Origin of the sequence: Streptomyces sp. CMB-StM0423, from assembly GCF_002847285.1 — a bacterium.
In the GTDB taxonomy this organism is placed as follows: Bacteria; Actinomycetota; Actinomycetes; order Streptomycetales; family Streptomycetaceae; genus Streptomyces.
This window is the reverse complement of the sequence record NZ_CP025407.1, coordinates 7,515,422-7,535,635: the sequence shown is the minus strand read 5'-3', so window position 1 is coordinate 7,535,635 and position 20,214 is coordinate 7,515,422. Positions and strand designations below refer to the sequence as shown.

Sequence of the window (20,214 nt, the reverse complement as noted above, 5' to 3'; positions counted from 1 at the left end):
GCGCGACCGTACGTGAAGGATGCGTGACGGGGTCAGCCGGCGGCGCCGTCCGGGGTGATGCGGGTGCGTACGGTGCTCTGCACGTCGCCGTCCTCCGCCGGGTCGGCGGCCAGGCTGCGCAGCCGGGCGACGACGCGGGCGTCGGCGGTCTCGGCGTGCCGGGCGCCGATCTCGCGGGTGGTGTCCTCGCAGTCCCACAGGCACTCGACGGCGAAGGAGGCGGGGAACGACGGGTCGGTGGCGGCCAGCGCGCGGGCGGTGACGCCGCGGAGCTGCGAGCTGCCCGTCTCGCGGTAGATGTGCCGCAGCACGGGGGCGGCGGAGGCGATCGCCAGCCGGCCGGCGCCGGCGACGAGATCGCACAGCTCCGCCGCGTCCGGACCCCCGTCGCGCACGCGGCGCAGCAGCACGGCCCGTACGGCACGGGCGTCGCGCGCGGCGCCGCGGCGGGCGAGCATCACCCCGGCGGCGGTGCCGAGCGCGTCCTCGCGGCCCGCCCAGCGGCGGGCGGTGCCGAGGGCGGCGGTGGAGCACATCCGGCCGAAGGTGGCGAGCGCGGCCTCGGCGAGGATCTCGGAAGGACCGCAGGCGGCGGCCTCGATGAGGTCGTACGTCTCGGGGTCGCCGGTCGCCGCGAGGTGCGCGACGGCGGCGGCGCGGGCGCCGTCGCCGCCGGCGCGGGCCGCGGCGATCAGTTCCGGCCGGTCCTCGGGCCCCGCGACGGCGGCGAGGCAGCGGGCCGCGGCGGCGTGCCGGGGCTGCGCCGGGTACTGTTCCAGGCCGTCCTGCGCCCACTGGAGGATCTCGGCCACGTTCCAGCCCGGCCGCGGGCCGCGGGAGCGGAGCTGGCGCTGCCAGCGGTCGAAACTCTCCTGCTCCTGTGCAGCGCGCACCCGGGCGCCCAGCCCGGGGTCCTCGGCCCACAGCCGCCAGGGCCGGGGCTCGAACGCGCCGCACATCTCCGCGGCCAGCTCGCGCTCGCCCTCGGGAGTGCGCGGGAAGCGGGCCAGCACGTGTGGGGCGAGGGCGCGCAGCCCGGCGTCGTCGTCACGCAGCGCGAGCTCGTCGAGCGCCCACTGCCAGCAGCCGCCGGCGGCGGCGTAGCGGCGGAGGAGCTTCAGGGCGTCGTCGCGGCCGTACGAGGCGAGGTGGCCGAGGACGGAGAGGGTGAGCCCGGTGCGCTGCTCATCGGGGCGCAGCACGTCGTCGGGGGCGAAGAGGTGGTCGGCGAGGGCATCCACGGGGGCGTCCAGCTCCAGGCAGAGCCGGGCGTAATAGAGCGAGCGGTTCTCCACCTGCCAGTCGTGCCTGGGGTCGTCGATCACGCACTCGTACAGCGCCTGGAGGGCTTCTGCCCTCGGCGCGGCGAGTGCGTGCAGGGTCCCGTCGCCCCGGCCTCGCTGGAGGAGGCCGAGGAGGGTGCCGCTGGGCGCTATGGCTGGCTCGAACATGACGTCAGCATCCGGGGTGGTGGGACCGCTGGCAACGGAATTTTCCGCGGAACGGACAGACCGGGCCACCGACCGGCTGCCGGCTCCATTGCCGCGGCAGCTTACTGGAGTGCGGAGGGCGGGTGAAGTGCGGTTGTGAACCGGACGGCGGGCATATGCCAAAAGCATCTGCTCGGGTCTCGCGAAACGCCTTACGCAGCGTCGTCGCCTGTGCCACAGTCGTAACGGCGAACCGCAGGCCGGCAACGACGCCGGAGCCCGGGCCGGAAGGTATCGGAGATCACGCCATGGCCGCCGCCTCACGACTCCCCCGCGCCGCGGGCCCGCACGCGCCGCAGCAGCCCGAGCGCAGCGCGGTGGCCACGCTCCTCGGCCAGATCGCCCGGCTGCGCGGCAGCCTGGAGGCGGTGCGGCGGGAGACGATCGCCGCCGCGGGGGACGCCGAGGAGGCCGAGCTGCGCTGGCAGCGCGCGCTGTGCGACCTCGCCGCGCGGCAGCTCGACTGCCTGACGGTCCAGCTCGGGCAGTTGCGCTCGGGTCACCCGGTCGACGCGGACCGCGAGGAGGGCGCAGGGCCGGAAGGGTTGTTCCCCGCGGACCCGCTGGACCGGCCGCAGCCCCGGGTGGGCAGCGCGGAGTGGCATCTGCTTTCGGACATCGTCGACTGGTCGGACGACCTCTTCGACATCTTCGGCAGGGACCCCGGCGACGGCCCGCTGTCGCTGGACGACCTGCCGTCCTGGTTCGACCCCGCCGACCAGCCGCGGCTGACCGCGATGGTCACGGACTGCCTGGTCGACGGCAAGCCGATCGACGGCGAGTTCCGCATCCGCCGCCCGGACGGGGCGCCGCGCACCCTGCACGTCGTCGGCGAACCCGTCCTGGACGCCGGGGGCGCGACCGAGTCGATGTGGACGGTCGTACGCGACGTCACCGAGCTGCGCCGCAGCCGCCGGACGGTGCGGGAGTCGGAGTCCGCGCTCCAGCGCGAGCGGCACTTCGCCGCCGCCGAGCGGCGCATCGCACAGGAGCTGCACGAGTCGGTGCTGCCCCCGTGGCACGGCGCCGTCCACCTGCCGGCCGGTGACCCGGCCGCGTTGACCGTGGCCGGACATCACTTTCCGGCCGCCGCCGACACCCCTGTCAGCGGCGTCTGGTACGACGCGCTGCCGCTGCCAGGCGGCGACACCCTCCTCGGCGTCGGCGACGTCGCCGGCCGCGGCGTCCCGGCCGCCGCCGGGATGACGATGCTCCTCGGCGCCCTGCGCGGCATGGCCCTCGGCGGTACGGATCCCGCCGCGCTCCTCGGCCGGGCCAACGAGCTGCTGGAGGTGTCGGCGCAGCCGGTGCTCGTCGGCACGGTCTGCTGCCGCTACGACCCGGCGGCGCGCACCCTGCGCTGGGCCCGCGCCGCGCACGTCTCGCCGCTGCTCTTCCGCGCCGGCTCCGGCCGCCCCCTGACCGCGCCGGAAGGCGTGCTGCTCGGCGCCACGGCGGACACGTCGTACGCGCAGGTCAGCGAGCCGTTACAGCCCGGCGACCTGCTCCTGCTGCACACCGCGGGCCTCGGCGCCCGCAGCCCGGAGCCGGCCCGCGAGCGGCTGCTCGCGCTCGCCCCCAGGTTCGCCGCCGCACCCGGTGCGCAGGACTGCCTGCGCGCCGTCGTCGAGGAGTTCGGCGGCGGACGCCGCGGGGACGACGCCTGCGTGCTCGTGGCCAGGGTGACGGGCTGAGCCACCGCGCCCCGGCGGCCCGGCCCGTCACTCCCATCCGTCCCCGTACGGCGGCTCCGGCGGCGCCGGTGGCCGCCGTCAGATGGGGCTCGTGCGCCCCTTCGGCGCCCTGGCCAGCGTGTCCCTCATCTCCTCGCGCAGCGCCTTGACCACCGGGTCGTCCGAGAACGGCGCGGTCAGCCGGTACGTCTCCCGTAACCGGTCCCAGGTGCGGTGCGAGGAGTTCTCGCCGATGCGCTCCAGCGCGAGCCGGGCGTAGTCCCCGCCCCGGTCCGGGTCGTCGGCGAGGAAGCCCGCCGCGGCCAGGGACACGTAGTCGAGGATCTGGGAGCGCTGGCGCCCGTCCGGCCGCTTGGCGAGGGCCAGTTCGCCGTGCTCGCGGGCCCGGAGCGCGGCGGACGGGTCGTGCTCGGCAAGCGTGCGGTAGGCCAGGGCCTGCATGCCGTGCAGGTCGGCCTCGTCGAAGAGCTGCATCCAGGTGGGCGCCGCCTCGTCCCCGCGGTCGGCGGCGAACAGGTCCTCCGCCTCGCCCAGGGTGCGCTGCACCGCCCCCGTGCGGCCCTTCGCCGCCTGCGCCCACGCCTCGATGGTGTGGAGCATCGAGCGCGTACGCGGGTGAGTCCCGGGCCCCGTCCCGGACTTGGCCAGTCCGATCAGCTCCAGCGCGTCGTCCGGCCGGCCCAGGTGGATCATCTGGCGGGCGGCGCGCGACAGTGCCTCCGCGGCGCGCGGCCGGTCGCCGCCCTCGCGCGCGGCGTGCGCGGCGATGACGAAGTACCGCTGGGCGGTGGGCTCCAGGCCCACGTCGTGCGACATCCAGCCGGCCAGCACGGCGAGGTTCGCGGCGACGCCCCACAGCCGGCTCTGCAGCGGCTCCGGGTGCCGGTACGCGAGCATGCCGCCGACCTCGTTGAGCTGGCCGACGACGGCCTTACGCTGCAGGCCGCCGCCGCGCTCGGCGTCCCAGGCGCGGAACACCTCGACGGAACGTTCCAGCGCGTCGACTTCCTGCGCGCCGACCGGCGTCGCCTCGTATCTGCCGTAGCGCGCCGGTTCGATGCTGAAGGGGCCGCTCCCGGCGGCGGTGCCCGGGGCGGCGGGGTCGGAGTGCAGCCACTCGTGCAGGGAACTGGTCAGGGCGGAGCCGGCCGCGAGCGCCGTTCCCGCGCCCACCAGGCCGCGTCGATTGAGCATGAGGTCCATTCCCGTGAATTCGGTGAGGACCTCGGCCGTCCGCTCGGGTGCCCAGGGCAGTGCGTCATCGGACTGCCGCCTGACCCGCCCGGGCCCTCCGGCCCGTTCGAACCCGAGATCCTCGGTGGTCACGACACGGCCGAGTCGCTCGGTGAACAGGGCCGCCAGCACCTTGGGCACCGGCTCGCGCGGGATCTCGCCCGTCTCGATCCAGCGCCGCACCCGCGAGGTGTCGGTCGAGAGCTGGGGGTGGCCGGTGGCCGCCGCCTGCCGATTGACCAGCCTCGCCAGCTCGCCCTTCGACCAGCCGGTCATCCCGAACAGGTCGGCGAGCCTGGTGTTGGGTCCCTTGCTCACGTCAAGCCCCCAGGGTCTCGGCTCACTTGACAGTACCGACGGGCCGAAGACCCGGCGAGCATTCGCCAGGGTTCGCCAGGGTGCGCCAGATGGTGTGCCACCCGTATAGCGGTGTGGGCTATGACTGCGCCAACCGGCCCCGGAGAACGGGGCACATGCCAGCCGCACTGCCCACCCGGATATCCCGGGCTCAGCGGCCGGGAACCGGCACCCCCAGCCGGTCACCCGGACGAATGACCAGGGAGGGTACGGCAGCGGACGGTGGCCCGCGGCGCGCAACCGGCCCGTGCCTGAAGGGATCTGTCTCGCCCATGTATGCAGCATCGGCATCCGTGTCCGCACCCGTCCGTACGGTACGCCCCCCGGCCCCGCACCGGACCGCGGCCGGCGGGGCGCCTTTCCTCGACCCGGGCCGCGCGCCGGCCGCCGGCGCACGCCTGCGACAGCTTCCCGCCACCGCACGCCGACCCGTCAGCGGCCGGCTCGACCTGACCGGCCCGCACGGCGCGCTCCTGCGCGCCGCCGTCGACTCCGTGCACCGCGTCGTCCCCGACTTCCACCCGGTGCAGGTGCTGCGCCGCAGCAGCCGCACCGTGCTGCTGGTCGGCTCCACCGGACGGACCACGGCGGTGGCGAAGTGCCTGGTCGACCAGTCGGCCGCGCGGGTGGAGAAGCTGCAGCAGGAAATAGCTGCCTACCGTACGTTCGTCCGGGCCCGGCCGCCCGTGCGGGTGCCGCGGCTCATCGCCGCCGACCCGGAGAGCTGCACGCTCGTCATCGAGCGCACCCCCGGCCGCGCCGCCGCGCTCCAGCGGCACCCGCTGGAGGTCCCGCCCCACGCCGACGTGCGCGCGACGCTCGCCGCGCTGGTACGGATCGGGATGTGGCGGCCGCCCGCCGGGGCGTTCGGCGCGCCGCTGGACTACGGCACCCAGCTCGGCCGGTTCCACGAGCTGGGCCTGCTGACCGACCGCGACATGGGCGACCTCCAGACGCTGCTGCACGGCATCGGCCCGGGGCACCTGCAGTTCTGCCACGGGGACGCCCTGCTCTCGAACGTGCTGCTGTCCCCCGCGGGCCCGGTCCTCGTGGACTGGGAGCAGGCCGGCTGGTACCTCCCGGGGTACGACCTGGCGACGCTCTGGGCCGTGCTGGGCGAAGGCTCGCCCGCGCGCAGGCAGATCAGCCAGCTCGCCCAGGCAGGCGGAACGGTTCACCGGGACGGGTTCCTGGTCAACCTGATGCTGGTGCTGGTGCGGGAGGTCCGTACGTACGAGGCCGCCGTGCAGCGCGCGATGAAGGACCCGGCGCCGCCGGTCGGCGCGCACAGCGGGATGAGTGCCGGGGAGGAGTACCGGCTGCTGCTGCGCCGGCTCCACGACGACGTGCAGATGGCGCGCCGCGCGGTGCGGGCGGCGGTCGGAACACGGTGAGCCCGGCGGGGTGGCGCGCCGTGACAGCGCCACCCCGCCCTCTCGCCCCGCGGTTCCGCGGTTCCGCGGTTCCGCGGTCCCTCGCTCCGTCGGTCCCGCGCAACGGCCTGACGTGCGGCGACTCGCCATTCACATGATTGACGGTCTGTCAGTCTGCCGATAGTGCTGGGTGATCGTTCGCCCACGCACCTCGGAGGACCCCGTGCCAGGACGCCTCGCGCGCTGCGCCGCCGCCACCGCCGTCCTTCTGCCGCTGCTCGCCGCGGGCTCGCCCGCGGCGGGCAGCGCGCGCTCCGGGGCCGGTGCGCTCCAGGAGTCGTTCGCGGCGGCCGCACGGCAGTACGGGGTGCCGGAGAGCGTGCTGCTGGGGGTGGCGTACCTGGAGTCACGCTGGGACGCGCACGGCGGGGCGCCGAGCGTGGCGGGCGGCTACGGGCCGATGCATCTGACGGACCTGCGCGCCGCGACGGGCGAGGGCGGCGGTCGGGGTACGCAGACGGTGCAGCGCGCGGCGCGGCTGTCGGGGATCCCGGCGGCCCGGCTGCGGAGCGACCCCCGCGCCAACGTGCGCGGCGGCGCGGCGCTCCTCGCCGACCACGGCCGCCGGCTGGGCTCGGCGCGCGCCGCCGGTGCGGCCGGGTGGTACCCGGCAGTCGCGGCGTACGCGCAGGCCAGGGACGCCGCGACGGCGAGGGTGTTCGCGGACGAGGTGTACGCGGTGCTGCGCGCGGGCGTGCGCCGTACGACCGACTCCGGCGAGACCGTCACGCTCCCGGCGGACACCACGGTCCGTACCGCCGCCCGTACCGCGGCCGCCCCCGCCGCCCACCGGGCCGCCCCCGCCGGGGCCGAGTGCCCCCGCGAGCTGGCCTGCGAGTGGCTGCCCGCGCCGTACGAGGTCTACGGCGGCAAGGACGGCAAGCCCGACTACGGCAACCACGACAAAGCCCGCCGCCCCCACGACCAGCGCGTCCGCTACCTCGTCGTGCACGACACCGAGGGCGGCTACGACGGTTCCGTCCAGGCCGTGCAGGACCCCGAGTTCGTCTCCTGGCACTACACCCTGCGCTCCTCCGACGGCCATGTCGCCCAGCACGTACGCACCGGGGACGTCGCCTGGCACGCGGGCAACTGGCAGGTCAACGCGCAGTCCATCGGCCTGGAGCACGAGGCGCGGCTGACGGACCCGGACGCCTGGTTCACGGAGTCGATGTACCGCTCGTCGGCGCGGCTGGTGCGTTATCTGGCGCAGGAGTACGACGTGCCGCTGAACCGGCACCACATCATCGGCCACGACAACGTCCCCGCCCCCGACCCGGAACACGTCCCGGACATGCACACCGACCCCGGCCCGTACTGGGACTGGGCGCACTACTTCGACCTGCTCGGCGCCCCGCTGGAGCCGGCCGCCCGGACCGACGGCGGCATCGTGACGATCCGCCCCGACTACGCCGCCCACCGCCCCGCCTACACCGCGTGCGCGAAGGACGCCGCCGCCCAGTGCCCGCCGCACGGCTCCGGCGCCGTCCGCCTCCGCACCCGGCCCGCCCCGGACGCCCCGCTGGTCGCCGACCCCGGGCTGCACGGTGACGCCCCCGCCTCCACGGGCGTCAACGACACCGGAGCCCGCGCCTCGACGGGCCAGCAGTTCGCCGTCGCCGGCCGCCGCGGGGACTGGACGGCAATCTGGTACCTGGGCCGCAAGGCGTGGTTCCACAACCCCGCCGCCGCCCCCACGGCGATCGCGGACGACGGTACGACCGTCACCCCGCGCCCCGGCGCGGGCCCGGTCCGGGTGTACGGCCGCGCGCTGCCCGAGGCGTCCGCGTACCCCGAGGGCGTCGAGCCCCAGGAGCCCAGGCCCCTGCCCTACGAACTTCGCCCCGGCCAGCGGTACGTCGTCGGCGGCACCATGCCCGGCGAGTACTTCCACGCCCCCGGCCTCACCGACGAGACCGGCGCCGCGAGCCGCGTGATCCGGGGCCGCACCCTGTGGCACCAGATCCAGGTGGGCCACCGGATCGGGTACGTGAAGGCGGCGGACGTGACCGTGGTGCGGCCCCGGAGCGGCGGTCAGCCGAAGGTGTAGCTGCGCCCCGCACGCGCGTTGACGATCTCCTCCCCGCCGGGGAACAGGTCACTGCGCAGGGTGAGCCGGCGCGTGCGGCTCGCGTGCAGCACGATGCGGGTCGCCCGGCCTTCGGCCCAGGTGATGTCGAGGGTGGCGCCGCCGCGGGCGCGCAGGCCGCGTACGGAGCCCGAGGGCCAGGCGCCCGGGAGGGCGGGCAGCACCTCGATGGGGCCGTGCTGGCTCTGCAGCAGCATTTCGGCGATGCCGGAGGTGGCGCCGAAGTTGCCGTCGATCTGGAACGGCGGGTGGGTGTCCCACAGGTTCGGCAGCGTCGAGGACTTCAACTGCTCGCTCAGCATCTTGTGCGCGTGGTCGCCGTCCGTCAGCCTCGCCCAGAAGTTGATCTTCCAGGCTTTGCTCCAGCCCGTACCGCCGTCACCGCGCGCGGTCAGCGACACCTTCGCCGCCTCCGCCCACTCACTGCCGACCTCGATCTGCCGCCCGGGGTGCAGGGCGAAGAGGTGGGAGACGTGCCGGTGGTCGTTGTTCTGGTCGTCCAGATCGGCCTTCCACTCCTGCAACTGCCCCCAGGACCCGATCCGCAGCCCGGGGTCCAGGTCCCGCAGCGCCCGCTCCAGCCGCCCGCGGAACGCCCGGTCGTCGCCCAGAGTGCGGGCGGCTTCGAGCGTCGAGGTGAGCAGGTCGTACACGATCTGCTGCGACATCGACGCCCCGGCGGTGAAGTCGCCCTGCTCGGGCGAGTAGCTGGGGGTGACCACCAGCTTGCCGTCGCGCGGGTCGGTGCGCAGGTTCGCGAGCCAGAACTCGGCCGCTTCCTTCATCACCGGGTACGCGGTGTTGCGGAGGTAGTCCGTCGAGCCGTCGAAGCGGTAGTGCTCGTACATCTGCTGCGTCAGCCAGGCCGCGGCCTCCGGGAACCAGAAGGACGACGCCCAGTCGTGCACGCCCGTGAAGCCGTACGGGTTGGTCTCGTTGTGCACCACCCACCCGTCGCTGCCGAACAGTTCCTGCGCGCTGATCCTGCCCGGGGCGCGCAGGGCCTCGACGAACTCGTCGTACGGGATCGTGGTCTCGGCGAGGTTGGTGATCTCCGCCGGCCAGTAGTTCATCTGCAGGTTGATGTTGACGTGGTAGTCGGCGCTCCACGGCGGGTTGGTGACGTTGTTCCACACGCCTTGCAGATTCGCCGGGGTCGACCCCGGCCGCGAGGAGGCGATCAGCAGGTAGCGCCCGTACTGGAAGAACAGCGCCTCCAGGGCCCGGTCGGCCGCCGACCCGCTGCCGTACCCCGCCAGCAGCGCGTTCGTCGGCACCGCCGGCACCTGCCCGCCGACGTCGAGCGCGACGCGGTCGAACAGCTCGCCGTGGTCGGCGACATGGCGCCACACCAGTTTGGCGTACGGGGAGCGGGCCGCCCCGTCGACGGCACGCGTGACCCGCTCGTGCGGGTCGGCGGCGCGGTAGTCGGGGTAGGTATCGGCGTAGTCGGTCCCGGCGGCCAGCACGAACCAGGCCGCGTCGGCGCCGGTCACGGTCAGCGTGCCGTCCCCGGCCGTGACCTCGCCGCCCTCGGTGACCAGGCGGATCTGCGTCTCGAAGACCAGCCCGTTGTCCTTCAGCGCGCCGCGGATCGTCAGCCGGTCGCCGCTCGCGGTGGCGGTGTAGTCGTTGCGCGGCGAGGTGTAGCGCAAGGTGAAGGCCACCCGTCCCGGGCGGTCCGCGCTCAGCCGGCCCACGGCCACCCCGTCCGGGTACGAGACGAAGAACTCCCGCAGGTGCCGGGCGCCCTCGTGCTCGTACGCGACGGTGGCCACCGCCCGCCGCAGGTCGAGCCCGCGGCGGTAGGAGGCGTCCGGGGCGCCGGGGGCGGTGGCCAGGTCGAGCCGGAGGTGGCCGAGCACCTGGTACGCGCCGAAGCCGTGCTTGGGCTGGCCCAGCTCCGCGGCGATGGTCTCGGGGCTGAGCCGCCCCTCGGCGTCGATACGGTCCTGCACCGCCTCCAGCGCCCCTGGCCGCGGCTCCGTCCAGTTGCCGAAGTCGTAGCCCGGGGAGCCGGGGCCGCCGGTCCACAAGGTCTTCTCGTTGAGCGTGAGTTGCTCGGAGCCGAGCGCTCCGAACACGCCGACGCCCAGGGCCCCGTTGCCCAGCGGCAGCGACTCGCGCTCCCAGTCGGCGGCGGGCTTGTCGTACCAGAGGCTCAATTCATCGGAGGAATCAACGGACTCAGAAGCGAACGCCTCCCCGGAGAAGACGGCCGGTCCCATGGCTATCGCGCCTGCGGCACCGATAGCGGACTTGACAGTGGTTCTTCGTGAGATCCCCTCAGTCATGACGCGTCACGCTAGAGGTCCGATGACTGCATGACAAGACATCGCGCAGTGCCGGACGTTGCCGGTGGGAGGGGTGAGGCGGAGGAGGGCGGATTTCAGCCCTGCTGGAACAGCTCCGCGGGCAGCGGCTTGAGCAGCGCGTACAGGTCCTCGGAGATGGGCCGGTCCCACGCGGCGATGGTGACGAGCACGTTGTCACTGCGGTCGAACTGCACGCACGAGACGCGGCTCTCGGAGAGCTTCAGCCGGCGCACGATCAGCAGATTGTCGCCCTGCATCACGGGCGCGTCCTCGACCTCGGTGACGGTCACCGGCTCCTCGTGCTCCAGCGCCAGCAGCAGTTGCGCCACCTCGAAGGGCGGCTGGCCCTCCGGCACGTCGCGCGCGGGCGAGCCCTCGGGCAGGTTCCCGATGATCATCGCGGGGCCGCGGCCGCCGAACAGGTCGTACCGCAGAAAGACGCCCTGGCAGCTCCCGTCGGGGCCGGGCAGCAGGCCGGCGCCGAGGTCGCCGGGCCAGTCGCCCGGGTCCATGGCCAGGACGTCGAAGTCCGGGCCCGCGGGCTTGGCGGCGCTGCTGCGGCGGCGGAGAAATGCCATGCACCAATCGTACGGGTCCTGCGGCACCGCCGGCCGCCGGGGCGGCTCCACCGCGTTGCCGATCCGGCATTGCCGGAAGAGGCGTACGCCCGCTGCTACGCGAGTAGTGTCTCCCCGTCGACGACAGAGGAGGGGTCGGATGGCGGAAGCCGGGGGCTTGCTGCGGGGACCGGAGGTGTGGGCGTACGTGCTGGACGGGCACGAACGACTGCGCATCGCGCTGGCAGAGCTCACCGAAGGAAAAGAGCGCGGATCGTCCAGACTGCCGGGCTGGACACGCGCGCACGTGCTGTCGCACATGGAAGGCATCGGCCGGGCGCTCACGCGCCAGGCGCGGTACGCCCTGAAGGGCGAGCTGATCGAGGTGTACGACGGCGGCCGGCCGGCCCGCGACGCGGGCATCGAGGCCGGTGCGGTACGGAGCGCCGCGGAGTTGACCGCGGCGGTCACGGCCACCCTGGCGGAGGCGGAGGCCGTCTGGGGGTCGGTGGGAGACGCGGACTGGGACCGCCCGGTGCGCTATCGCGACGGCGACCTGCTGGGCGCCCTGCACTGCTGGTGGCGCGAGCTGGAGGTGCACACCGCGGACGCGAAACTGGAGACCTGCTCGGCGGCCTGGCCGCGCGAGCTGTGCCTGCACCTCTTCGACTTCCTTGCGCCGCGCGTGCCCGCGGTGCTGACGCTGGTCGAATCCGACGGGCCGGTACGGCACACGTTCGGCGCCGGAGGCGCCGGCGGTCCGAGCGGTCCCGGTGATCCGGGCGGTTCCGGTGATCCGGGCGGTTCCGGCGGCTTCGCCGGTTCCTTCGGTGACGACTCGGCCGGTCGCGCCCCGGTGGTCAGGGGCCGGCTCACGGACCTCGCCTCGTGGCTCGCGGGCCGCCAGCCGCACCAGCGGCTCGACGGCCGGCTGCCCGAACTGGGGCCCTGGCCGTGACCCGTGTCGTGAACCTGTGGCGGGCCGGCCTCAGCGCCGTACCGCCACAGGTGTGGCAGGAGACGGACGCCGAAGTGCTCGTCCTGGCCGAGAACGCGCTGACGCACGTGCCGGACGACATCGCCGCCCTGACCCGGCTGCACACCCTGGACCTCGGGCACAACGCACTCGTGTCGGTGCCCGAGGCCATCGGGGAACTGCCGGCCCTCACCGGCTGCCTATATCTGCACCACAACCACCTCACCGTGCTTCCCGCCACGCTCGGCAAGCTCCACGCGCTGAGTTACCTGAACGTCGGCTCGAACCCGCTGCGCGCCCTGCCCGAGGAAGTGGGCGGCATGGCCTGCCTGGTGGAGCTGCGCGCGCAGGAGTGCGGGACGAGCGGACTGGCCTTCCTGCCGGAGTCGATCGGGCGGCTGTCCGCCCTGCGCGAGCTGTGGCTGCGCGGCAACGCGCTCAGTTGGCTGCCCGACTCGATGGCGGGGCTCGTCGGGCTGCGCGAACTGGAGTTGCGCGAGAACGCGCTGCCGGAGGTGCCCGACGTGCTGGCGGAGCTGCCGATGCTGCGCCGCCTGGATCTACGGGCCAACAAGATCCGCGACATCCCGCCGTGGGTGGCGCACATGCCCGCGCTGGAAAAGCTGGATCTGCGCTGGAACGAGGTCGAAGGCACCGAAGCCCCGCTCGCCGCGCTGCGCGAGCGGGGCTGCGTCGTGCTGGTGTGACGGGACGGGACACCCGGCGTGACGGACGGGTCGGGTCACGCCGGCGGTCCCGGATCCGGCATGCGGGGCGGGCGTCAGGTCAGGTCGAACTCGCCGTCACGGGCGCCGAGGACGAAGGCACGCCACTCCCCCGGGGTGAAGATCAGCGCGGGCCCTTCCGGGTTCCGCCCGTCGCGCATGGCGATGTATCCCTCCACGAACGCGATCTCGACGTCCCCTACCCCCTGGCTGCTCGACTGCCACGTGGCGCCTGTCAGATCGAGCTGCGGTTTCCCGCTGCCCGCCGCCGGCTGCTGAGTGGTGCTGTTGGCCACGTCCTGCTCCTCCCGGTGAGCGTCGTCCGCAGCCAGGGTATCCACGACGGCGGGCGAGGGAACAGGCCACGATAGAGGGACCGGGAAAGGTGGTAGAGGCGGCCGGATCGCGCGGTTCAGCCGAGGGTTCCGTCGGCCTCGGTGGCCAGGTCCGCGACGACCGCGCAGTGGTCCGACGGCCACACCCCGTCGACGGGCCCGTCCCCCGCCCGCCGCACGTTCCGTACGTGCCCCTCCCCCACCGGACCCGGCCGGCCCACCAGCACGTAGTCGATCCGCGTGTGCCACTCCAGGGTCCGCGCCGCGTACGGGTTGGCGAGATCCCAGGTGGCGCCGACCGCGGTCGGGTGGGCGTAGCGCCAGGCGTCGAGAAGGATCTGCCCCCGGACGGCGGGCGCCGTCTTCGTGCCGCAGAGCAGCCGCATCTCGTCGGAGTCGGGCTCGGCGTTGAAGTCGCCGGTCACCACCGGCGGGAAGGCGCCGTCCCCGGGCCGCTCGTGCACGAACCGGGCCAGCGCCGACACCTGCGCGGAGCGGGTGGCGGAGGCGTACGGGTAGGAGATCAGGTGGGTGGTGAAGAACGGCACCGTCACGCCCCCGGGCGCGGCGATACGCGCGTACAGCGCCTGCTGCCCGTCCGGTTCCTCCTCGCCCGCGGGCAGCACGGCGGTCTCCTGCTCGGCGATCGGCCAGCGGGAGAGCACGGCGTTGCCGACATCGACCGTAGGATCGTCGATCCGCCGCTGCCAGCGGCCGGGTTCGGGTGACGGCGCCCAGGCCCAGTGCATGCCCAGCTCGCCGGCGAGCCACGCGGCCTGGTTGTCGGCGCCCCGGCCCCAGACCTCCTGCAGCCCGACGATGTCGGGGCGTTCGCCGCGGAGGGTTTCCAGGATGGCCTTGCTCCGCTCCTGCCACGGCCCGAAGCGCCACCAGAGATTCCAGGTCATGACGCGGATCATGCGTTCGTATCCCAACCACGGGCCGACTGTGGATCAGAGGCTATCTCTACGGGACCGGAATGATGTGCGAGAGTCGCGGGGATGGAGCTGATCGGACGCCGACGAGACGCGGACGTGTACGCGCTGGTCGACGGCCGGGTCCTGAGCCGCTACCGCGCGGGCGGCCCGCAGCAGGCGGCCGCGGAGGCCCGGCTGATGACGTACCTCGGCGCACAGGGCTTCCCCGTACCGCACGTGTACGACGCAAACGCCACGGACCTGGTGCTGGAGCGCCTCGACGGCCCGACGCTGGCCACCGCGCTGCGCCGCCGCCCCTGGCGCTGCACCGCCTACGGCCGGATGCTCGCCCGGCTCCGGCCGGCTGGCCGGGGCGGTCAGGTCCGTCGCGACCGCGCATCCGCTGCGGGTCGCCGTCGACGGGCCGCCCGCCGCCGGGAAGACCACGCTGGCCGACGAGCTCGCCGCCGTCCTGCGCGCGGAGGGCCGCGACGTCGTCCGCGCGACGATCGACGACTCCCTCGTCCCCCGCGCGCAACGCTACCGGCGCGGCCGGTACTCCGCCGAAGGCTGCTACTTCGACGCCCACGATCGGGCGGCGCTGCGCCGGGTCCTGCTCGATCCGCTGGGCCCGGGCGGAGACCGACGCTTCCAACCCTCGGTCTACGACAATGACACCGACACCCCGCTCTCCCCGCCCCCGGCAACCGCCCCCGAGGACGCCGTGCTGCTCTTCGACGGCGTCTTCCTCCTGCGCCCTGAACTCCTCGACCGTTGGGACCTGCGCATCTTCGTGTCCGTCCCCTTCGAGGAGACGGCTGTTCGCGACCGGGTACGAAGTACAGCGCCGGCCGGATCCGCCGCCGACATCGAACGGTCCTGGCGCGACCGCTATATCCCCGCTCAACAGCTCTACTTCGCCACCGCCCGCCCCACCGAACACGCCGACATCGTCGTGTACAACGAACAGCTCCACCGGCCGACCTGGGAAGTCCGGCCACGGTGAATACGGGCTTGTAAGGTCGGAAGATGACGCGCAGTTTGCAGTGCATCGTGCTGGACTGTCCGCGGCCCCGAGACCTCGCCGCGTTCTACCAGGCCCTTCTCGGCGGGGAAGTCGACCGCGCCGACCCGCGATGGTCCCTCGATGACGACTGGTCGACATTGCACCTGCCCGACGGCGGGGTGCTGGGCTTCCAGCGGGCCCACGACTACCGGCCACCCCGCTGGCCGGACCCGGCCCACCCGCAGCAGTTCCACCTCGACATCGCCGTGGACGACGTGGCAGCGGCCGAGCGCAACGCGCTGGCCAACGGCGCGAAGGTCCTGCGGGACGAGGGCGATTGGGGCGTCTACGAGGATCCGGCGGGCCATCCGTTCTGCCTCGTACCGGAGTGAGAAGGACGCCGGGCGGGCGGCCGGAAAGCCACCCGCCTCGGTCTCAGACGTCGCCGAACTCGCCACTCTTGACGGCGGACACGAACGCGGTCCAGCCGTCGGAGGTGAAGGCGAGCTGTGGGCCCTGGGGGTCCTTGCTGTCGCGGACGCGCAGACGGTCGGGGTGGCCGTCGTGCACCTCGACGCAGTTACCCCCACTTCCACCGCTGTAGCTGCTCTTGCGCCAGCTCTGGGTAGTCATCCAGCTCCTTCGCCGCGGATTCGATCCGCTCCAGGGAGGCTTTGCACGGCCAGGCTTCGAGCATTAGCCCTACATACAACTCCTCATGTTGGGCCACCGTTACCGGCTCGTCTAGAAGCCTTCCGCTGGCTAGGCCCTCAACGTATGACATCGGCGGCTCGTCGGGGCAGGTGAGAAGCCGAAGCGGGCCCTCCAATGCGGCGTGTGCGCCTACGGCGTAGGGCAGGACATGCACGCGTACGCGATGACTGCGAATCACCTTCGCCAGATGACGGAGTTGGGCCGCCATCACCGCCCCGCCACCGACCGGGCGGTGCAGGACGGACTCGTCGAACATCACTGTGTACTCGGGCGTCTTCGGGTCGTCGAGCACCCGTGCTCGCGCGATCCGGGCCCTCACCGACTCTTGCAGCTCGTCATCAGGCATCACCTGATGCACCGCCCTGAATACCGCCCTCGCGTACCCCTCCGTCTGGAGCAAGCCCGGCACCAAGAGCGCCGAGAACTCCCTGATCCGTACCGCCCGCTGCTCCGCCTCGTACGCCTCCGCGAAGTGGTTGGCGATGCCCGCCGGCCTCGCGTCGTTGCATCGCCGGGCGAAGAACCCGTTCGTCTCCAGTACCCGGTCCGCCAGTTCGGCGATCTCCGGCTGCATCCTGCGCCGGCCCGTCTCCATGTGGCCCACCATGGAGGTGCTGACGAAGAGCATGTCGGCGAGTTGCTTCGTGCTGAGTCCTGCGGCCTCCCGGTGATACCGGAGTTCGTCGCCGAAGAATGCGCGCGTGGAGTGGGACGGATCCTGTCGTACCCACTGTTCGTCGGAGTTCGCCACCACCAGTACCTCCTGTGTCATCGACCGGCAACCGACAGTAGCCAGTACAGGTGTCCCGGTACTCCCAATAGTCCATTTGCGGCGCCTACAACCGTCGTTGTGCGCTGGTCTTGACAGGTCGAATCCCCTGGAAGAAAGTTTCACCGTTCCCGCGCGTTCGGAAGGATTCTTTCAGGAGGGGTTGGGATCATGACGGGTCAGTTGGGCCGACGGCGCTTCGCCGCCGGTGTCGTTGCTACTGGAGGTGCGCTCTTCGTGGTCCCCGGTTCCACCGGACTCCCCGCCCACGCCGCAGAGGCGTCGTCCGGCGGTGCGCCCGTGCTGCAGCGCGGGAGTGGCGCGCGGGCGGGGTTGCTGGAGCCGCATCTGCGGCAACTGGTGGCCGATGCCGAGACGTTCCTCGGGCCTTCGCCGAAGCATCCGTGGTACGCGGGGGCCGTCATTCTCGCCGGGCGGGGGCGGACGGTCGCGTTGGAGCGGGCGATCGGGAAGGCCGTGCGCTACGAGCGGTACGACGAGGCGACCGACACGGGGGTCGAGCTGCCGCCGGAGCAGCAGGTCGACATGTCGATGGACACCGTCTTCGACCTCGCCTCCGTCTCCAAGCTCTTCACCTCCCTCCTTGCCGTGCAGCAGATCGAGCGCGGTGCTCTCACCCTCGAAACACCCGTGGCCTCCTATCTCCCCGAGTTCGGCGCCGCGGGCAAACAGGACATCACCATCCTGCAACTGCTGACCCACACCTCCGGGTTCACCTCCTGGATCCCGCTCTACGCCGAGCCGACGTGGGAGGGCAAGCTCGCCCGGCTGTGGCGGGAGGCGCCGGTCAACCCGCCGGGGACCAAGTACCTGTACTCCGACCTCAACCTGATCAGCCTCCAGCTCGTACTGGAGAAGATCACGGGCAAGACCCTCGACCGCCTCCTCGCCGACGAGATCACCGAACCCCTCGGCCTGGACCACACCCGCTACAACCCGCCCGCCTCCTGGCTTCCCCGCATCGCCGCCACCGAGGACGCGCGCAAGCCGTGGTCGGGGCTGGACCGCGGGATGGTGCGGGGGGAGGTGCACGACGAGAACGCGTACTCCTTCGGCGGGGTCGCCGGGCACGCCGGGCTGTTCTCCACCGCGTGGGACCTGGCTATTCTCTGCCGGACCCTGCTCAACGGCGGGGTGTACGGGCGGACGCGGATCCTGGAGCGGGAGTCGGTGGAGCTGATGTTCACCGACTTCAACACGGACTTCCCGGGTGACGAGCACGGGCTCGGCTTCGAGCTGTACCAGCACTGGTTCATGGGCGCCATGGCCACCCCGGAGTCCGCCGGGCACACCGGCTTCACCGGCACGGCGCTGGTCATCGACCCGACGACCGACTCCTTCCTCGTCCTCCTCGGCAACTCCGTCCATCCGGTACGCAGTTGGCGCAGCGGCAGCGCGCCCCGGGTGGCGGCGGGGACGAACCTGGCGCGGGCGGTGGCCGTGCGGCCGGAGGACGGGCGCACGGCGTGGTTCAGCGGGACGGCGAATCAGAAGACGTCGACGCTGACGCTTCCCGAAGTGACGGTGCGGGACGCGGCGGCGGCGCTGGAGTTCGCGCTGTGGTGGGACACCGAGCCGCAGTGGGACAAGGTGTACCTGGAGGCGTCGGCGGACGACGGCGGGAGCTGGGAGCCGGTGCCGTTCACGACCCGCCGCCCGCGGGGCGGGGGTGTCCGGGAGCACGCGGACGGCACGGCCGACGGATGGTCCGGGCGGGTGTGGCACCGGGCGTCGGCCGAGCTGGGCGCGTGGCGCGGGCGGCCGGTGCGGCTGCGGTGGCGGTATGTGACCGACCGGCAGTACGCGGGCCGCGGGGTGTACGTGGACGACGTACGGGTGACGGACGGGCGCCGGGTGCTCTTCGACGACGGGCGACGTGGGGACGCGGAGCGGGTGGAGCCGGACGGCTGGACGGCGTCGGCGGACTGAGCGCAGGCGGGGGCCGCTTCGCGGCGGCCCCCCGCGCCCGGCGCGTACCGCATCGGGCGCGCCCCCGCGTTACCGGCCCAGCGCCGCCATCGCCGCGTTGTGACCCGGGATCCCGCTCACTCCCCCGCCCCGCACCGCACCCGCCCCGCACAGCAGCACGTTCGCGTGCTGCGTCTCCACGCCCCAGCGGCCCGTCTCCTCCGTCGCGTACGGGAACGCCAGCTCGCGGTGGAAGATGTTGCCGCCCGGGAGCCGCAGGTCGCGCTCCAGGTCGATCGGGGTCTTCGCCTCGATGCAGGGGCGGCCCTCGGCGTCGGTGGCGAGGCAGTCGGCCAGGGACTCGGCGAGGTGGGCGTCGAGCTGGGCGAGGGTGGCGCGCAGCAACTCGTCCCGGGTGGCGTCGTTGTCGGCGGCGAAGAGGCGGGCGGGGGTGTGGAGGCCGAAGAGGGTGAGGGTCTGGTAGCCGTCGCGGACCAGGTCGTCGGCGAGGATCGACGGGTCGGTCAGCGAGTGGCAGTAGATCTCGGACGGCGGTGCCTGCGGCAGCCCGCCGGCGGCGGCTTCCCGATAGGCGGTTTCCAGGTCGGCGTAGCCCTCGGCGACGTGGAACGTACCGGCGAACGCCTGCCGGGGGTCGACGCTCTCGTCGCGCAGCCGCGGGAGGCGCCGCAGCAGCATGTTCACCTTGAGCTGCGCGCCCTCGGGGGCGGGGTGCGGCGGGTCCTCGCCGAGGAGTTCGGCGAGGGCGGCGGGCGAGGCGCCGACGAGCACGGTGCGCGCGGCGACGGTCCCTTCGCCGTCCGCGTTCCGGTACGTGACCTCCGCCTGCTCGCCGTCCGTGTGCAGGGCGACGGCCTCGTGCCCGGTGGCGACCTCGGCGCCCGCCGCGCGGACGGCGGTCGCGAGGGCGTCCGTGAACGCGCCCATGCCGCCGACGGGGACGTCCCAGTCGCCGGTGCCGCCGCCGACGACGTGGTAGAGGAAGCAGCGGTTCTGGGCGAGGGACGGGTCGTGGGCGGAGGCGAAGGTGCCGATGAGCCCGTCGGTGAGCACGACGCCGCGCACGAGGTCGTCGGCGAAGGTCTCCTCCACGGTCTCGCCCAGGGGCCGTTCGAAGAGCGCGCGCCAGGCGTCGTCGTCGCCGACACGGGCGCGCAGCTCGCCGCGGGTGGGCAGGGGCTCGGTGAGGGTGGGGAAGACGCGCTGGGCGACGTCCTGCGTCATGCCGTAGAACCGCTGCCAGGCGTCGAACTCGTGGTCGCCGCCGGTCAGGGCGGCGAAGGACTCCCGGGTGGCGGAGCCGGGGCCGGTCTCGACGAGGAGCCCGGTGGGGCGGCCGGCGCGGACGGCGGGGGTGTAGGAGGAGACGGCGCGCTTGCGCACGGCGAAGCTGAGTCCGAGATCGTCGACGATGGTGCGGGGCAGGAGGCTGACGAGGTACGAGTAGCGCGACAGCCGGGCGTCGACACCGGGGAACGTACGGGCGGAGACGGCGGCGCCGCCGGTGTGGTCCAGACGCTCCAGCACGAGCACGGACCGTCCGGCGCGGGCGAGGTAGGCGGCGGCGACGAGCCCGTTGTGACCGCCGCCGACGACGACGGCGTCGTAGCTGCTACGGAGGGACATGGCTCTTGGTAACACGGAAGATCGCGGC

At 73.4% G+C, this 20,214-nt stretch carries 17 protein-coding genes; 8 read left to right on the top strand and 9 right to left on the bottom strand.

The window, feature by feature from the left end; all coding sequences use genetic code 11:
• Window positions 1-32 precede the first annotated feature (32 nt).
• Window positions 33-1,451: a hypothetical protein gene (locus CXR04_RS32765; RefSeq protein ID WP_101425826.1), complete on the bottom strand. Its 1,419-nt coding sequence runs from the start codon at window positions 1,449-1,451 to the stop codon at window positions 33-35.
• 287 nt (window positions 1,452-1,738) lie between these two features.
• On the opposite strand from CXR04_RS32765, the gene CXR04_RS32760 reads away from it, so the two are divergent.
• Window positions 1,739-3,184: a PP2C family protein-serine/threonine phosphatase gene (locus CXR04_RS32760; protein WP_101425825.1), complete on the top strand. Its 1,446-nt coding sequence runs from the start codon at window positions 1,739-1,741 to the stop codon at window positions 3,182-3,184.
• A 78-nt stretch (window positions 3,185-3,262) separates the two neighbouring features.
• Here the strand turns inward: CXR04_RS32760 and CXR04_RS32755 are convergent, their stop codons facing one another.
• Window positions 3,263-4,735, bottom strand: a complete 1,473-nt coding sequence (locus tag CXR04_RS32755) for a DNA-binding protein NsdB (protein ID WP_101425824.1) — start codon at window positions 4,733-4,735, stop codon at window positions 3,263-3,265.
• Window positions 4,736-5,046: 311 nt separating this feature from the next.
• Here CXR04_RS32755 and CXR04_RS32750 point away from each other — a divergent pair, with 311 nt between their 5' ends.
• Both CXR04_RS32750 and CXR04_RS32745 read left to right on the top strand, forming a co-directional pair.
• Complete coding sequence (locus CXR04_RS32750; protein ID WP_101425823.1) at window positions 5,047-6,168, top strand: aminoglycoside phosphotransferase family protein; 1,122 nt, start codon at window positions 5,047-5,049, stop codon at window positions 6,166-6,168.
• 202 nt (window positions 6,169-6,370) lie between these two features.
• On the top strand, window positions 6,371-8,257 hold the full coding sequence (locus tag CXR04_RS32745) for an N-acetylmuramoyl-L-alanine amidase (RefSeq protein ID WP_101425822.1): 1,887 nt from the start codon (window positions 6,371-6,373) through the stop codon (window positions 8,255-8,257).
• Here CXR04_RS32745 and CXR04_RS32740 read toward each other — a convergent pair.
• Together CXR04_RS32740 and CXR04_RS32735 are read right to left on the bottom strand one after the other, a co-directional pair.
• Complete coding sequence (locus CXR04_RS32740; RefSeq protein WP_101425821.1) at window positions 8,242-10,590, bottom strand: glycoside hydrolase family 95 protein; 2,349 nt, start codon at window positions 10,588-10,590, stop codon at window positions 8,242-8,244. The genes CXR04_RS32745 and CXR04_RS32740 overlap by 16 nt on opposite strands.
• 95 nt (window positions 10,591-10,685) lie before the next feature.
• A complete protein-coding gene (locus CXR04_RS32735) occupies window positions 10,686-11,189 on the bottom strand; it encodes a hypothetical protein (protein WP_018836383.1) in 504 nt (167 codons plus the stop codon).
• 139 nt (window positions 11,190-11,328) lie between these two features.
• Here CXR04_RS32735 and CXR04_RS32730 point away from each other — a divergent pair, with 139 nt between their 5' ends.
• Both CXR04_RS32730 and CXR04_RS32725 read left to right on the top strand, forming a co-directional pair.
• Entirely contained in the window at window positions 11,329-12,126 is a 798-nt protein-coding gene (locus tag CXR04_RS32730; protein ID WP_101425820.1) for a maleylpyruvate isomerase family mycothiol-dependent enzyme, read from the top strand.
• Window positions 12,127-12,134: 8 nt separating this feature from the next.
• On the top strand, window positions 12,135-12,851 hold the full coding sequence (locus tag CXR04_RS32725) for a leucine-rich repeat domain-containing protein (protein WP_101426722.1): 717 nt from the start codon (window positions 12,135-12,137) through the stop codon (window positions 12,849-12,851).
• 74 nt (window positions 12,852-12,925) lie between these two features.
• Here the strand turns inward: CXR04_RS32725 and CXR04_RS32720 are convergent, their stop codons facing one another.
• Together CXR04_RS32720 and CXR04_RS32715 are read right to left on the bottom strand one after the other, a co-directional pair.
• Window positions 12,926-13,165 (bottom strand): DUF397 domain-containing protein, encoded by a 240-nt coding sequence (locus tag CXR04_RS32720; RefSeq protein ID WP_027757485.1) that lies wholly within the window; start codon window positions 13,163-13,165, stop codon window positions 12,926-12,928.
• A 116-nt stretch (window positions 13,166-13,281) separates the two neighbouring features.
• Entirely contained in the window at window positions 13,282-14,124 is an 843-nt protein-coding gene (locus tag CXR04_RS32715; protein ID WP_101425819.1) for an endonuclease/exonuclease/phosphatase family protein, read from the bottom strand.
• Between the two features lie 361 nt (window positions 14,125-14,485).
• Between CXR04_RS32715 and CXR04_RS36975 the strand changes: the two genes are divergently transcribed.
• A complete protein-coding gene (locus CXR04_RS36975) occupies window positions 14,486-15,127 on the top strand; it encodes a cytidylate kinase family protein (RefSeq protein WP_101425818.1) in 642 nt (213 codons plus the stop codon).
• 23 nt (window positions 15,128-15,150) lie between these two features.
• Window positions 15,151-15,519 carry a VOC family protein gene (locus CXR04_RS32700; protein ID WP_101425817.1) on the top strand — a complete coding sequence of 123 codons (369 nt, stop codon included), beginning with the start codon at window positions 15,151-15,153 and terminating at the stop codon, window positions 15,517-15,519.
• A gap of 43 nt (window positions 15,520-15,562) precedes the next feature.
• Here the strand turns inward: CXR04_RS32700 and CXR04_RS32695 are convergent, their stop codons facing one another.
• Both CXR04_RS32695 and CXR04_RS32690 read right to left on the bottom strand, forming a co-directional pair.
• On the bottom strand, window positions 15,563-15,760 hold the full coding sequence (locus CXR04_RS32695) for a DUF397 domain-containing protein (protein ID WP_101425816.1): 198 nt from the start codon (window positions 15,758-15,760) through the stop codon (window positions 15,563-15,565).
• Window positions 15,708-16,613: a helix-turn-helix domain-containing protein gene (locus CXR04_RS32690; RefSeq protein ID WP_101425815.1), complete on the bottom strand. Its 906-nt coding sequence runs from the start codon at window positions 16,611-16,613 to the stop codon at window positions 15,708-15,710. Before CXR04_RS32690 ends, CXR04_RS32695 begins: the two co-directional genes overlap by 53 nt.
• A 168-nt stretch (window positions 16,614-16,781) precedes the next feature.
• On the opposite strand from CXR04_RS32690, the gene CXR04_RS32685 reads away from it, so the two are divergent.
• Complete coding sequence (locus CXR04_RS32685; RefSeq protein ID WP_199850576.1) at window positions 16,782-18,560, top strand: serine hydrolase domain-containing protein; 1,779 nt, start codon at window positions 16,782-16,784, stop codon at window positions 18,558-18,560.
• Window positions 18,561-18,629: 69 nt separating this feature from the next.
• Here CXR04_RS32685 and CXR04_RS32680 read toward each other — a convergent pair whose 3' ends face one another.
• Window positions 18,630-20,186, bottom strand: coding sequence for a phytoene desaturase family protein (locus tag CXR04_RS32680; protein WP_101425814.1), 1,557 nt, complete (start codon window positions 20,184-20,186; stop codon window positions 18,630-18,632).
• Window positions 20,187-20,214: the final 28 nt, after the last annotated feature.

Coding starts and splice junctions, on each gene's coding strand:
- CXR04_RS32765 (WP_101425826.1), bottom strand. CDS start 1,451: ATGTTCGAGCCAGCCATAGCGCCCAGCGGCACCCTCCTCGGCCTCCTC.
- CXR04_RS32760 (WP_101425825.1), top strand. CDS start 1,739: ATGGCCGCCGCCTCACGACTCCCCCGCGCCGCGGGCCCGCACGCGCCG.
- CXR04_RS32750 (WP_101425823.1), top strand. CDS start 5,047: ATGTATGCAGCATCGGCATCCGTGTCCGCACCCGTCCGTACGGTACGC.
- CXR04_RS32740 (WP_101425821.1), bottom strand. CDS start 10,590: ATGACTGAGGGGATCTCACGAAGAACCACTGTCAAGTCCGCTATCGGT.
- CXR04_RS32735 (WP_018836383.1), bottom strand. CDS start 11,189: ATGGCATTTCTCCGCCGCCGCAGCAGCGCCGCCAAGCCCGCGGGCCCG.
- CXR04_RS32730 (WP_101425820.1), top strand. CDS start 11,329: ATGGCGGAAGCCGGGGGCTTGCTGCGGGGACCGGAGGTGTGGGCGTAC.
- CXR04_RS32715 (WP_101425819.1), bottom strand. CDS start 14,124: ATGATCCGCGTCATGACCTGGAATCTCTGGTGGCGCTTCGGGCCGTGG.
- CXR04_RS32700 (WP_101425817.1), top strand. CDS start 15,151: ATGACGCGCAGTTTGCAGTGCATCGTGCTGGACTGTCCGCGGCCCCGA.
- CXR04_RS32695 (WP_101425816.1), bottom strand. CDS start 15,760: ATGACTACCCAGAGCTGGCGCAAGAGCAGCTACAGCGGTGGAAGTGGG.
- CXR04_RS32690 (WP_101425815.1), bottom strand. CDS start 16,613: ATGACACAGGAGGTACTGGTGGTGGCGAACTCCGACGAACAGTGGGTA.
- CXR04_RS32685 (WP_199850576.1), top strand. CDS start 16,782: ATGACGGGTCAGTTGGGCCGACGGCGCTTCGCCGCCGGTGTCGTTGCT.
- CXR04_RS32680 (WP_101425814.1), bottom strand. CDS start 20,186: ATGTCCCTCCGTAGCAGCTACGACGCCGTCGTCGTCGGCGGCGGTCAC.